This window comes from Christiangramia sp., from assembly GCF_029937855.1.
GTDB lineage: Bacteria > Bacteroidota > Bacteroidia > Flavobacteriales > Flavobacteriaceae > Christiangramia.
Genome location: NZ_JAPYPC010000001.1, coordinates 9,275 through 22,983, shown reverse-complemented (window position 1 = coordinate 22,983; position 13,709 = coordinate 9,275). Strand labels below are relative to the sequence as shown.

Annotated in this window: 13 protein-coding genes; 7 read left to right on the top strand and 6 right to left on the bottom strand. The window is 38.4% G+C overall.

The genetic code is table 11. The features are described 5' to 3' along the window. Positions 1-20: 20 nt before the first annotated feature. Positions 21-950 (bottom strand): SPOR domain-containing protein, encoded by a 930-nt coding sequence (locus tag Q1K34_RS00120; protein WP_300433633.1) that lies wholly within the window; start codon positions 948-950, stop codon positions 21-23. Between the two features lie 99 nt (positions 951-1,049). On the opposite strand from Q1K34_RS00120, the gene dprA reads away from it, so the two are divergent. Further along, on the top strand, positions 1,050-2,150 hold the full coding sequence (gene dprA, locus Q1K34_RS00115; protein ID WP_300433632.1) for a DNA-processing protein DprA: 1,101 nt from the start codon (positions 1,050-1,052) through the stop codon (positions 2,148-2,150). Here the strand turns inward: dprA and trpS are convergent. Then, on the bottom strand, positions 2,147-3,115 hold the full coding sequence (gene trpS / locus Q1K34_RS00110; protein ID WP_300433631.1) for a tryptophan--tRNA ligase: 969 nt from the start codon (positions 3,113-3,115) through the stop codon (positions 2,147-2,149). The two genes, dprA and trpS, sit on opposite strands and share 4 nt — an antisense overlap. Positions 3,116-3,190: 75 nt before the next feature. Here trpS and Q1K34_RS00105 point away from each other — a divergent pair, with 75 nt between their 5' ends. Next, entirely contained in the window at positions 3,191-3,934 is a 744-nt protein-coding gene (locus Q1K34_RS00105) for a lysophospholipid acyltransferase family protein (RefSeq protein WP_300433630.1), read from the top strand. Here Q1K34_RS00105 and Q1K34_RS00100 read toward each other — a convergent pair. From Q1K34_RS00100 to recA, 4 genes are all read right to left on the bottom strand, one after another. Next, entirely contained in the window at positions 3,931-5,367 is a 1,437-nt protein-coding gene (locus Q1K34_RS00100) for a hypothetical protein (protein ID WP_300433629.1), read from the bottom strand. The genes Q1K34_RS00105 and Q1K34_RS00100 overlap by 4 nt on opposite strands. Next, a complete protein-coding gene (locus Q1K34_RS00095) occupies positions 5,364-5,909 on the bottom strand; it encodes an RNA polymerase sigma factor (RefSeq protein WP_300433628.1) in 546 nt (181 codons plus the stop codon). The genes Q1K34_RS00100 and Q1K34_RS00095 overlap by 4 nt, the downstream gene beginning before the upstream one ends. Positions 5,910-5,938: 29 nt before the next feature. Beyond that, complete coding sequence (locus tag Q1K34_RS00090; RefSeq protein ID WP_300433627.1) at positions 5,939-6,388, bottom strand: hypothetical protein; 450 nt, start codon at positions 6,386-6,388, stop codon at positions 5,939-5,941. Positions 6,389-6,479: 91 nt separating this feature from the next. Further along, positions 6,480-7,493 carry a recombinase RecA gene (gene recA, locus Q1K34_RS00085; RefSeq protein WP_300433626.1) on the bottom strand — a complete coding sequence of 338 codons (1,014 nt, stop codon included), beginning with the start codon at positions 7,491-7,493 and terminating at the stop codon, positions 6,480-6,482. Positions 7,494-7,690: 197 nt separating this feature from the next. Between recA and Q1K34_RS00080 the strand changes: the two genes are divergently transcribed. From Q1K34_RS00080 to Q1K34_RS00060, 5 genes are all read left to right on the top strand, one after another. Continuing rightward, on the top strand, positions 7,691-8,722 hold the full coding sequence (locus Q1K34_RS00080) for a rhodanese-related sulfurtransferase (protein ID WP_300433625.1): 1,032 nt from the start codon (positions 7,691-7,693) through the stop codon (positions 8,720-8,722). A 206-nt stretch (positions 8,723-8,928) separates the two neighbouring features. Continuing rightward, entirely contained in the window at positions 8,929-10,110 is a 1,182-nt protein-coding gene (locus Q1K34_RS00075; protein ID WP_300433624.1) for a regulatory iron-sulfur-containing complex subunit RicT, read from the top strand. After that, positions 10,103-10,591, top strand: coding sequence for a gliding motility lipoprotein GldH (locus Q1K34_RS00070; RefSeq protein ID WP_300433623.1), 489 nt, complete (start codon positions 10,103-10,105; stop codon positions 10,589-10,591). The genes Q1K34_RS00075 and Q1K34_RS00070 overlap by 8 nt, the downstream gene beginning before the upstream one ends. Before the next feature lie 15 nt (positions 10,592-10,606). Then, on the top strand, positions 10,607-12,919 hold the full coding sequence (locus Q1K34_RS00065) for a transglycosylase domain-containing protein (protein WP_300433622.1): 2,313 nt from the start codon (positions 10,607-10,609) through the stop codon (positions 12,917-12,919). A 107-nt stretch (positions 12,920-13,026) separates the two neighbouring features. After that, positions 13,027-13,709 (top strand): CoA transferase subunit A (locus Q1K34_RS00060; RefSeq protein ID WP_300433621.1); only part of this gene is annotated, 683 nt, incomplete at its 3' end.

Sequence of the window (13,709 nt, the reverse complement as noted above, 5' to 3'; positions counted from 1 at the left end):
AGTAGGCCGTTAATAAAGTATTAAAGTTCCTCTACCAATAACCAGGCTGCTTCGTTGCTTCTCTTAACTTCGTAAAGTTTGTTGATTGCTTCTCTTCGGGTTTGATGACTGGAATAAACTACCTGGTGCAGTCCATATTTGTTTGCTCCAATGAGCCTTGCTTTATGACCGTCTGTACGAAGTTCATCTACTTTCTTCTGAGCATTTTCTTCAACGCGGAAAGCACCGGCAACTATATGATAATTTCCAGATTGCTTTTCCACTTCAAAAGTAACCGCCGGCAGTGGATTGTCAATTACAAAGGTGGCTTGCTGTATTTGTTGCTGAAGCTGGCTTTCGGCTTCCTGTTGCTCGGCAATATTATGTTTTGACACCTGACTGCTATAAATATTCAATCCGGCAAAACTCGATATTCCAAGGGCTAAAAGTCCTATTGCTGCATATTTGAGAAAAGAAGATTTTCTTTTTTCCGGAGTGAAAAGAAGCGGTGCTTTTTCTTCAATTTCTTCTACCTGTTTCTTATAAACTTCACGCTGAACGGGAATTGTTTTATAAGAATTGAGTCCAAAGGATTGTGTCAGGAAATTAACTTCTGTGAAAGGTTCAAACTGAAGCTTATCTTCGTTATCAAGAAAAAACCTTCCAATATTTGCCAATTCTGCTTTTGCATCATTTTGCAATGAATTTTCAAGATCATATACAAATTCCTGGATCATGTTGTTTGCTGAATTATAATTTACAGATTCAACCTCTGCAATATAATTAGCCAGTAAGCCATCATTCTTGATAAGCTGCCTGTTGAAGGAAATAAGCTTATTAGGAGGATAAAATTCATTTGAATTTTTATCGATATATGCTGACTGTTTTTGTGAAAGGAAGGCGCCAAATCCTGGCAGCACTACGCATTCATATCTATAAAGCAGATCCTGGATGTAATTGGAAATATTCATTGTTTGCAAAAATATAGGTTATTGGCAGTGCTATAAAGTTACCTAAAGAAAATTTATTAACAAATGTTTTTTTCTGTAATTTTAATCAAATTAACCTGGATGAATTCTGAAGATTTATTTTATAACCTGGCACTGCAACATGTTACAAACCTGGGAGATACAACCGCAAAAAAACTTCTCGGTAAATTCAAATCTGCAGAAAACATCTTTAAGGAAAAGAAAGCCAATCTTTTAAAAATTGATGGTATTGGTAAAATCAGAATTCAGGAATTATATGACTCCAAACACCTAAAGGCAGCTGAAGCGGAGTTGAAGTTTATAGATCAAAATAATATTCAAACCCATTACTTTCAAGACGAAAATTATCCGGAAAAATTAAAGCACTGTTTGGATGGACCAATTTTAATATTCTCTAAGGGCAAAATTGATCTTCAGAAAAAGAAAATTATCAGTGTTGTGGGGACACGGCAAATTACTCCACAGGGAATTTCATTTTGCAAATCATTTATAGAAGATATTGCGGCATTAGATCCTGTAATTATTTCCGGGTTTGCTTACGGCGTTGATATCACAGCACATAAAGCAGCAGTAAAAAATGGATTACAGACTGTAGGATGCCTGGCGCATGGATTGAATCAGATCTATCCTAAATCCCATAAAAAATATATGAAAGAGATAGAGGAGAATGGAGGGTTTTTTACAGATTATTGGAGCACAGATAAATTTGAACGTAACAATTTTCTAAAACGAAATCGAATTATTGCAGGCTTGAGCGAGGCTACTATTGTGATTGAAAGTGCCGAAAAAGGAGGGGCATTGGTGACGGCAGATATCGCAAATTCTTACGATAGGGAAGTTTTTGCTGTGCCGGGAAGACCTTCAGATAAATACAGTACTGGTTGTAATAATCTTATTAAAGCTCAAAGCGCCCATGTTTTAACCTCTGCAGCAGATCTTGCTTATATCCTGAACTGGGATGTCGAGACAGAAAGAAAACCGATTCAAAAACAGCTTTTTATAGAACTGGAACTTGAAGAACAAAAACTGTACGAATTCCTGCAAACGCAAGGAAAATCTGAATTGGATACGCTTGCCCTTAACTGCAACTTTCCAACCTTTAAAGCTGCTACTTTACTACTTAATATGGAATTGAAAGGAGCTATTAGACCGCTACCCGGAAAACTTTTTGAAGTAATTTAATATCCAGCGCTGGCCCTTACTTTTTTCAAAACTTCATTGGCAACGATCTTAGCCTTTCCTGATCCTATCTGTAAGGCTTTATCAACCTCTTCAAGATTATTGATATAATATTCATATTTCTCTCTGGCCTCCTGAAATTTTTCTTTGATCAATTCAAAAAGTGCCTGTTTCGCATGGCCATAGCCATAACCTCCGGCTTCGTAATTTTTACGCATTTCAGCAATTTGATCTTCTGAAGCCATGATCTTATAAAGAGCAAAAACATTACAGGTATCTGGATCTTTAGGATCTTCCAGTGGGGTACTGTCTGTATCAATACTCATAATTTCTTTGCGCAGCTTTTTATCTGTTTGAAATATATTAATAGTATTGCCCTTGGATTTGCTCATTTTGGCACCATCTGTTCCTGGGATATACATAGTTTCCTTTTGTACATTCGCTTCCGGCATTACAAATACTTCCCCCATTTTCGCATGGAACCTGGAAGCTACATCCCTGGTCATTTCAATATGCTGTAGCTGATCTTTGCCAACTGGAACTATTTCAGCATCATACAATAGAATATCTGCAGCCATTAACATGGGGTAGGAGAACAAACCACTATTTACATCTTCAAGCCTGTCTGCCTTATCCTTAAAAGAATGAGCTAACGTGAGTCTTTGGTATGGAAAAAAACAGCTTAAATACCATGAAAGTTCAGTAACCTGAGGGATATCACTCTGGCGATAAAAAACGCTTCTTTCAATGTCAAGACCACAGGCTAGCCAGGTTGCCGCAACAGAATAGGTGTTTTGCCTAAGTATTTCAGCATCCTTTATTTGCGTAAGCGAGTGCATATCTGCAATAAAAATAAAGGACTCATTATCCGGTTGGTTCGCCATTTCAATTGCCGGAAAAATAGCTCCTAAAAGATTTCCTAAATGTGGGGTTCCCGTGCTTTGTACTCCTGTAAGTATTCTGGACATTGACTTCTTTAATTTTGTTGCAAAGGTAATTTTTTTATAGAATTCGCTCGGTTCATTTTGTTACTTTTGGAGACTATGAGTTTTATTAAAACGGCAGCAATTCTATTATGGCGCATCTGGTTCTATATTTTAATGGTAGTGCCAATTATAATTATGTTACCCTTTCTCATTGTTTTTACTTCTTCTGAAAAATTTTATCCGCAATTTTTTGTCTGCGCCAGGATTTGGGCTGCAATTATTATTTATGGAATGGGATTTTATATTAAAACTGAAGCTGATGAGAATTTAGAAGAAGACAGGAGTTATATGCTGGTCGCAAATCATACCTCTATGCTGGATATCATGTTGATGCTGGCAGTGGTCAAACAACCTTTTGTTTTTATTGGAAAAATAGAGTTAGGAAGAATTCCCGTTTTCGGATTCTTTTACCGTCGTACCTGTATTCTGGTGGATCGAAAGAGTCAAAAAAGCAGGATGGCAGCTTTTGAAGAGGCGCAGCGCCGGTTGAAGCAGGGAAATAGTATCTGCATCTTTCCGGAAGGTGGAGTTCCGGAGGATCAGTCAATCGTTTTAGATCAATTTAAAGACGGCGCGTTTAGATTGGCTATAGAGCATCAAATTCCCGTAGTGCCCATAAGCTTCCATGATACGAAAAAACGATTTTCCTATAAGTTCCATACTGGTAGCCCGGGAAAATTAAGGGTGAAGATTCATAACTTTCTCTGTACCAAAGGCCTGGAAGCGACAGAAAGAAAACCATTGAGAGATCAAGTATTTAAAATCATCTATCAGGAACTCACCCAACCAACAATTTCTTAAAAATTAAAACTTAAACCGGAATATATTCCAAAGTTTACCGGTTGTACATTATCAACTCTATCAAAGGCATTTATCTGATACTTAAAAATAGGCTCTACACTTATGCTGAACTTATCAGTAAGTTTATAGTCCATGCCAACACCAATATTTGTACTAAAACTAGTATTATTAATATTGGTAGCTTCACCAAGATCTGTTTTTGATTCTCCTGCAACTAATTGAACCCTGTTGTTATCTAAAAATAAACTACTACCGCCACCAATAATATTCAGGCCAAATTGTTTATCTATTAAAACGTATTCCATTTCCAGTGGGACCTCGATATAGCCAAATTGTTGTTTGATCTCTCCGGGAGTAAAAACTGAAGTAGATAAAGAATTATTCCGGTCTAATTCCCCCATGGGCAGACCATTTTCTGAAGGAGTAGGGGAATTATCCCTAATTTGCACATTATCTTCTACCGAACTTATATTTTCAAATCCTACAGATAAGGCCGTGGGAGAGTAGGAAATATCCTGAATATTTTGATTGATATCAATTTTGCTAATGCCGGTTCTAATCTTAAACCTGTCAGATATTTTATAAGCTATTTTCATACCGTAGGATACAGTAACTTGAGACGAGGTTGAGTTATTGGATAATTGGTTTGATAACTCATTTCCGCCGCCAATATTTTTATAGAATACTGGTGCCGCGAAGGTGGAAAGTTCCATTTTTTTAGAATCTGCCTGAGCTATGACTTCTTCTTCATTTTCAGTTTTTTTCTTTTCTTCTTCTACCTGTGCCAGTGCATTCTCTTCTTTTATAAGAAAATCTTTTTTAACAGAGTCCGATTGGACAATATTACCGGAAGGATTTATTTTATGTAATCCAGAAGGATTCTTGGTTTCCCAATTTTCATAAGTCGTATTTGTTTTTTGCTCATTGATTGCAATTACTGCTTCGGAATTAGATTGATCACCAGGATTGGTATTTTTATTTGTTGTTTTATACGAATTATTTGTATTAGCGATTCCTTCTGAAGTTGATGAAGAATTATTTCCTGAAGCAGAATTTTGTCCACCAGTTTTAGATTTAGGATCTTCTTCATCTGCAGCAAGTGAAGCTTCAGGATCATCTGTTTTATTCTCTTTTTGTAAAGTATCCTTCGAATCTTCCTGCTTATTTGTTGGTTCTTCAGGTTTTTCAAAAACTACTCCCGGTTCTCCCGAAACAGGATCCTGAACATCGATAAAAAGAAGACTGCTCAGTATAATCGCTAAAACAGCTGCCACTCCGCCTATCTTAAACCATATAGGAATAATGAGGGGCTTTTTTTTATCTTTTTTATCCAGTCTTGAAGCGATGTTGTCCCACACTTTTTCAGGGGGTTCCTTTTCAAAATCCTTGAATTTTTCCTGAAAAATCCGGTCTATGCTTTTCTTTTCTTTCATGACGATTGAGCCGAATTTCTGTTTATATTCTCTTTTTCTATTTTTTCTCTTAAAGCCATTCTTGCCCTGGCAAGATTAGACTTTGAGGTTCCTTCAGATATATTTAACTGGTCGGCAATTTCTCGATGAGAATAACCATCCATGGCATACATGCTGAAAACCTGCCGATATCTGTCCGGCAGACTGTGAATACAGGCTAGTAGAAAATCCACTGAAAGCTCTTCTGTTTCTACTTCAGCCTCTTCTTCCTGCAGGCGATCTTCATTAGTGATGCCGTATACTTTTTGCTGTCTGTGCTTTTGTAAGGCGGTATTGATTAAAATACGTTTCATCCAGCCTTCAAAAGAGCCTTCATCTTTATATTGAACGATTTTATCGAAGATGGTTACAAATCCATCCTGTAGGTTATCTTCCGCCTGTTGGTAATTTCCTGAATACTTCAGGCAAACACCAAAAAGCTTTGCCGCATATATGCGATAAAGCTCCTCCTGTGCACCCCTATCATTTTTTTTACACCGGCGAATGAGGTCTTTTAAACCCACAAAAATCTTTATTTTATTTCACTTCAATTTTAATTTTCAGAAGAAACTTGATCCTGAACGGGAACAACTATTTCTGAATATATAGGCTCATTATTACTATCTGTCCCGGTCCAAAAATAAAAGGTATAATCTTCAGTTTCATCTATTGTAATAGAAAAATTACTTGAGCCTTCTGCCCCGGGTGTATTTGGGTCACAATTATTAGCATCGTTAAATACAGAAACTATACCCACATATATTTGTCTTTTCTCGTTGCCAGCTAAACCCCCTCTGCTCGCATCTAATCTTGCAAACGAGTTGCAAGCGGAAGGCAGGGTATATTCCACATTTACAGCATAAGTTTCACCAAGTATAAAATTATCAGGCAGGTCATTTCCGGTAATTTCTGCCAACTCATAGGTAGTGTTCGATGCGTCGTCATCTATAGAACAGCTACTCATCATAATCAAAGCCATTATGGCGAAAATCAGTCTTTTCATAAAATATTTGCGTTTGTACTATAGATGCATTTTAACTGGAATGGTTGCGTACAAAGCAAAAAAAAATCCCCGAAAGGGGATTCTTACTGGTTTATTCTTTTGCGACTTTAATCGCATTTTTGATCTTTTCTTCGAGTTCCTCCATGAGATCTGGATTGTCTTTCAGTAAAATTTTAACTGCATCACGTCCCTGTCCCAGTTTGGTATCTTCATAACTAAACCATGAACCGCTTTTTTTCACGATCTCATAATCTACGCCAATATCGATGATCTCTCCAATTTTGGAAACACCTTCTCCGTACATAATATCGAATTCAGCAGTTTTAAATGGCGGTGCTACTTTGTTCTTTACAACTTTCACGCGGGTTTTATTCCCCATCACATTGTTAGAACTATCTTTTATTTGGGTAGATCTTCTAATATCCAGTCTAACCGAAGCGTAAAATTTAAGAGCATTACCACCGGTAGTAGTTTCTGGATTACCGAACATAACACCAATCTTTTCCCTTAACTGATTAATGAAAATAACCGTACAGTTGGTTTTGCTGATGGAGGAGGTAAGTTTTCTAAGTGCCTGAGACATTAGTCTGGCATGAAGACCCATTTTGGAATCCCCCATTTCCCCTTCGATCTCACTTTTTGGAGTAAGAGCGGCAACTGAATCAATTACAATAATATCAATCGCTCCGGAACGGATCAGGTTATCTGTAATTTCAAGGGCCTGCTCCCCGTTATCCGGTTGCGAAATAATAAGATTATCTATATCTACATCCAGTTTTTCAGCATAAAATCTATCAAAGGCATGTTCAGCATCAATAAAGGCAGCGATTCCCCCTTTTTTCTGAGCTTCAGCAATAGCATGCAACGTAAGGGTTGTTTTACCTGAAGATTCAGGACCGTAAATCTCAATCACCCTTCCTCTTGGATATCCTCCAACACCAAGGGCCAGATCAAGGCCTAAAGAACCGGTAGAAATAGCATCTACATCTACCACAACCTGGTCACTCATTTTCATGACGGTACCTTTTCCGTAGGTTTTATCCATCTTATCCAGTGTAAGCTTAAGCGCCTTTAATTTCGCTTCTTTTTCTTTATCGTTGCTCATTAATGTGTTTTATAATATGAAATAAGGTGTGCTAAAATAAGATAAGTTTTGCTGCAATACAATAAAACTTATGAAGGATTTATGGAATAATTCCAAAAATTTGGATGAGATGTAATCTTTCCTAATTGCTTTAGGTTATTTATGGAAAAATGTATCTTTGCAAAAATTTTCTTTAACACTTAAAATATTGGTATAGCATGCAACTGTACAATAAATTGAGCGCTAAAGAAAGAGAAGCCCTTTTAGAAGAAGCCGGAGAAGACAGGCTTACGCTCTCTTTCTATGCTTACGCAAAGATCGGAAACCCCGAATTATTCAGGAATCATTTATTTATTGCCTGGGACCAGATGGACGTTCTGGGAAGAATTTATGTGGCTAATGAAGGTATTAATGCCCAGCTTTCTGTACCCGCAAAACGTTTTAATGAATTCAAAGCCTTTATAGATAATATTTATTTTCTGGAAAATGTTCGTTTGAATATCGCTATTGAGCACGATATCAAATCTTTCCTTAAATTAAAAGTAAAGGTGAGAAATAAGATCGTTGCTGATGGTTTGAATGACGATACTTTTGATGTTACTAATAAAGGTATTCATGTGGATGCTTTGAAATTTAACGAATTGATTAATGATCCTAATACGGTGCTGGTAGATATGCGAAATCACTATGAGAGTGAAATTGGGCATTTTCAGGGAGCGATCACTCCAGATGTAGATACTTTTCGCGATTCGTTGCCTATCATAGAGAAAGATCTTAAGGAGCATAAGGAAGATAAGAACCTGGTGATGTATTGTACCGGCGGAATTAGATGTGAGAAAGCCAGTGCTTATTACAAACATCGCGGGTTTAAGAATGTTTTTCAGCTTGAAGGAGGGATTATTGAATATACCCGGCAGGTAGAAAAACAAAAGCTTGAAAATAAATTTATTGGTAAAAACTTCGTATTTGATCATCGTCGTGCTGAAAGAATTTCAGAAGATGTGATCGCGCAATGTCATCAATGCGGAAAAGCTTGTGATACACACGTAAATTGCGCAAATGAAGCATGTCACTTACTTTTTATTCAGTGTGAAGAATGTGCTGAAAAAATGAATGATTGTTGTTCAGATAATTGTAAGGAGATAGCGGCTTTGCCTTATGAAGAGCAAAAAGCGCTTCGCAAAGGTAAAGGCGCAAGTAACAAGATCTTTAAAAAAGGAAGGTCTGAGGTTTTACGATTTAAGCAATAGGTTTCTTTTCTAAAATGGTGGTGCCAATTAATATTGGTATATTTACGTTGAAAATTTTTTATGAACCTCAAGAAGGAGCTTTAAAAATGTACGTTAGGCTGAAAAATTGCCAATGAAGATGAAGGAGATTCTGCAAAAACGCCAATGGGCGGGACAGAATGATGTTTATAAATGTACAAAAGCGACTTCCTCAATATATATAATATATGGCTTGCACAAGTTGCTCGACCGGCAAAGACGGTCAGCCAAAAGGATGTAAGAATAATGGAACCTGTGGAACCGATGGGTGTAATAAACTCACCGTTTTCGACTGGCTTTCAAATATGTCTCTTCCGGGAGGTGCAGAACCTTTCAATTTTGTTGAAGTCCGTTTTAAGAACGGTCGTAAACATTTCTTTAAAAATACTGAAAACTTAAGTTTGAGTATCGGTGACGTGGTGGCTACAGAAGCCAGTCCGGGTCATGATATTGGGATCGTAAGTCTTACCGGGGAACTGGTGAGGGTTCAGATGAAGAAGAAAAAGGAAGACCCTGATTCCCCGGAAATTTTAAAGATCTATAGAAAAGCTTCTCAAAAAGATATTGATGTTTGGCAGGAAGCCCGTGACCGGGAAGAAAAGATCAAACAACGCTCGAGACAGATCGCCATCAGGCTGAAACTCAGTATGAAAATCAGTGATATTGAATTTCAGGGAGATGCTTCAAAATGTACTTTTTATTATACGGCTGAAGATCGTGTAGATTTTAGGCAATTGATCAAGGAATTTGCGCGTGAATTCAATACACGTATTGAAATGAAGCAAATTGGCCTTCGTCAGGAAGCTGCAAGACTGGGAGGGATTGGTTCCTGTGGTCGTGAATTATGCTGTTCTACCTGGTTAACAGACTTTAGATCGGTAAGTACTTCAGCAGCCAGATATCAGCAATTATCTTTGAATCCGCAGAAATTAGCGGGGCAATGCGGTAAATTAAAATGCTGTTTAAACTACGAATTGGATACTTATCTGGAAGCATTAAAATCTTTTCCAAAAAGCGACGTTAAGTTAAAGACGAAGAAGGGAACAGCCGTTTGTCAGAAAATCGACATTTTTAAAGGCCTTCTTTGGTATGCCTATGAAGGGGAATGGATGAACTGGCATACCCTTACACCGGAACAGGCGAATAAAATAATCGCTAAAAATAAGAAGGACGAATCGGTTGGAAGCCTGGAGGAATATGCCTTAGATCTTCAACTGGAAGAAAGCGATAAGAAAAGTTTCAATAATGGAATTGGCGAAGACAGCCTTACCAGATTTGATAAGCCAAAGCAGCATCATAAGCGAAGGAACAATAAGAATAAGAAAAGGAAAAAACGTAAAGGAAATACTTCAAAGTCTAAAAATGCGTAGTGCCTTAGCTGTTTCTTCTTTGATTTTAGTAATAGTCATCTTTTCATCCTGTGACCGTGATCGGGTTTATGATGAATATGAATCTTTAAGTGGATGGCATAAAGATTCCCTGGTTAATTTTGAATTGAAAAATATAGATTCCACACAGGTATATGACTTATTTATCAATGTGAGGAACAACAACGAATATCAGTATAGCAATTTGTTCCTGATCACTGAGATAAAATTTCCGCAGGGAAAGGTGATAAGCGATACCCTGGAATATAAAATGACCAAACCAGACGGCGAATGGCTCGGCACAGGTTTTGGTGATGTAAAGGAGAATAAACTCTGGTATAAGGAAAATGTAAAATTCGAGGAGTCCGGAACCTACAAAGTAAGTATCCAGCAGGCGATGCGTAAGAATGGGGAAGTAGACGGAATTCAGGAATTAGAAGGAATCACCGATGTTGGATTCCGTATAGAGAAAAGTGACAATTAATTTTCGTGATATAAAATGGCTCGCACACCAAAAAAAAATGAGAAACCTACGCATAGCAATAGAAAATATATCGTAGGCTTCTGGACGCTATTCGGAATAGGAATTCTGATAGCCATCTTTGTTTTCTTACTCGCAGGATGGGGCGCATTTGGAAAAATGCCGACTTTCGAAGAGCTGGAAAACCCCGAAACAAATCTGGCTACGGAAATATTTTCTTCAGATGGCGAAACCCTTGGTAAATATTATAGCGAAAATAGGACTCCCATAAAGTATGAAGACCTTCCCGAGCATCTGGTGCAGGCATTAATAGCTACTGAAGATGAGCGTTTTTATCAGCATGCGGGAATAGACGCAAAAGGAACGGTAAGGGCTGCGGTTTATTTAGGAACCAGAGGTGGTGCGAGCACGATTACCCAACAGTTGGCAAAACAGCTTTTTACCGAAGATGTTGCACAGAATAATTTTGAAAGAGTTTTTCAGAAAATAAAGGAATGGGTGATCTCTACAAGGCTGGAAAGGCAATATACCAAGGAAGAGATCATAACGATGTATTTTAATAAATATGATTTTGTGTACCAGGCAGTGGGGATTCGTTCTGCTTCCAAAATATATTTTGACAAAGAGCCGAGGGATTTAAAAATTGAAGAATCTGCGGTTTTGGTGGGGATGCTTAAGAATTCTGCATTATACAATCCTATGAGAAGGCCAGAACTGGTTAAATCTAGGAGGAATCAGGTTTTTGAGCAGATGAATCGTAACGGCTATATTTCTGAACAGGAAATGGATTCCCTTCAGAAATTACCTATGAAGATAGATTTTACCCCCGAAGGCCACGATGAAGGGATGGCTACCTATTTCAGGGCATATCTTCAGAAATTCATGAGGGAATGGATCGAAGAAAATCCCAAGCCGGATGGAAGTGAATACAGCCTTTTTAGAGACGGACTAAAGATTTACACTAGCATCGATTCTAAAATGCAGGAATACGCTGAAGATGCCGTAACAAGACATATTTCTCATCTTCAAAAGGAATTTGACCGCCAGAATGAGAATAATTCTACCGCGCCTTTTAGGGATATTGATAAAACCGAAGTGGAAAGCCTGGTGGAAAGTGCCATGAAGCGTTCTGAAAGGTGGAGAAAAATGGAGGCTCAGGGTAAATCTGAGGAAGAAATAAGGAAATCTTTTACCGAAGATGCAGAAATGCGTGTTTTTAGCTGGAAAGGAACCATAGATACAGTTATGACTCCGCGTGATTCCATTCTTTATTATAAATCCTTCCTTCAGGCCGGCATGATGTCTATGGTGCCTCAAACAGGGGAAGTAAAGGCCTGGGTTGGAGGTACCAATTTTAAGCATTTTAAATATGACCATGTGAAACAGGGGAAAAGACAGGTAGGTTCAACCTTTAAGCCCTTTGTATATGCCACGGCTATAGACCAGTTAAAATTTTCACCTTGTGACACATTACCAAGAGCAAGATTTACTATTGAAGCAGGAAAACATAACAATCAAAATGACTGGGCTCCAAAGAATGCCGGTAACGGCGGTTATGAAGGAATGATTTCTCTTAAAGACGCGTTAGCGCAATCTGTAAATACGGTTACCGCACGGCTTATTGATAAAACCGGTCCTGGGCCGGTAATTGACCTGGCTGAAAAATTAGGAGTAGATGTTTCCAATATTCCGGAAGTTCCTTCGATCGCGTTGGGTACGGCAGATCTAAGTTTATTCGAAATGGTTTCTGCTTTCAGCACGTTTGCAAACCAGGGGGTTTATGTAAAACCTGTACTGGTAAATCGTATAGAAGATAAAAATGGTACGGTACTTTATCAACATGTGCCCGAAACCCGTGATGTGCTTAGCAAAGAAGCAGCTTATGTGACCACTAGTTTACTGGAAGGTGTAACTCAAACCGGGTCAGGCATTCGTCTTAGAGGTACCTGGGCAAAGGGCAGGCAGGATTATGAAAGAGCTGTAACCGGATATCCCTATGACTTTAAAAATCCAATTGCCGGGAAAACGGGAACTACCCAAAACCAGAGTGATGGCTGGTTTATTGGAATGGTTCCGAATCTTGCCACGGGAGTCTGGGTGGGTGCTGAAGACAGATCTGTACATTTTCCATCGATTACTTACGGCCAGGGAGCTACTATGGCCCTGCCTATTTGGGGAATGTATATGAAAGATGTGTACGCCAATGAAGAGCTTAAGGTCTCCAAAGAAGGTTTTGAACGTCCTGAAAATTTAAGTATCGAAGTGAATTGTGCTAATTATGCTGCTGATCAGAATTCTGATGATTCGGTGCCAGATGAACTCGATTTTTAGGGTTTTCACAAAAATCAACACGTATTTTTATCTATAATATATTTCGCGACCATCTTTCGTTGTGACCACATTTTTATTTTCGTATTTTCGGGTAAAATTCTGAAAAAATGATCATAAAAACGGTTGATAATGTACAGGATGCTTTAAAAGGCGTTGAGGACGGAATGACTTTTATGCTTGGCGGTTTCGGGTTGTCCGGAATTCCTGAAAATGCCATTTCCGAACTTGTTCGTCTTAATGTTAAAAAGCTTACCTGTATTTCTAATAATGCCGGGGTAGACGATTTTGGCCTTGGACAATTACTTCATAAAAAACAAATTGATAAGATGGTGTCTTCTTATGTAGGTGAGAACGCCATTTTTGAAAAGCAGATGTTAAGCGGGGAGCTTGATGTGGAATTGATTCCGCAGGGAACCCTGGCTGCTCGATGTCAGGCTGCACAACAGGGCTTTCCCGCAATCTATACACCTGCCGGTTACGGTACCGAAGTAGCCCAGGGAAAGGAAACCAGGGAATTTGATGGTAAAATGTATGTGCTGGAAGAAGCTTTTAAAGCCGACTTTGCCTTTGTAAAAGCCTGGAAAGGGGATAGGGCAGGAAATTTAATTTTTAAAGGAACCGCGAGGAATTTTAATCCTGTAATGTGCGGATCTGCGAAAGTTACCGTAGCTGAAGTAGAAGAACTGGTAGAACCCGGAGAGCTTGACCCGAACCAGATTCATATCCCTGGGATTTTTGTGCAAAGAATTTTTCAAGGGAAAGATTACGAGAAAAGAATTGAACAACGAAC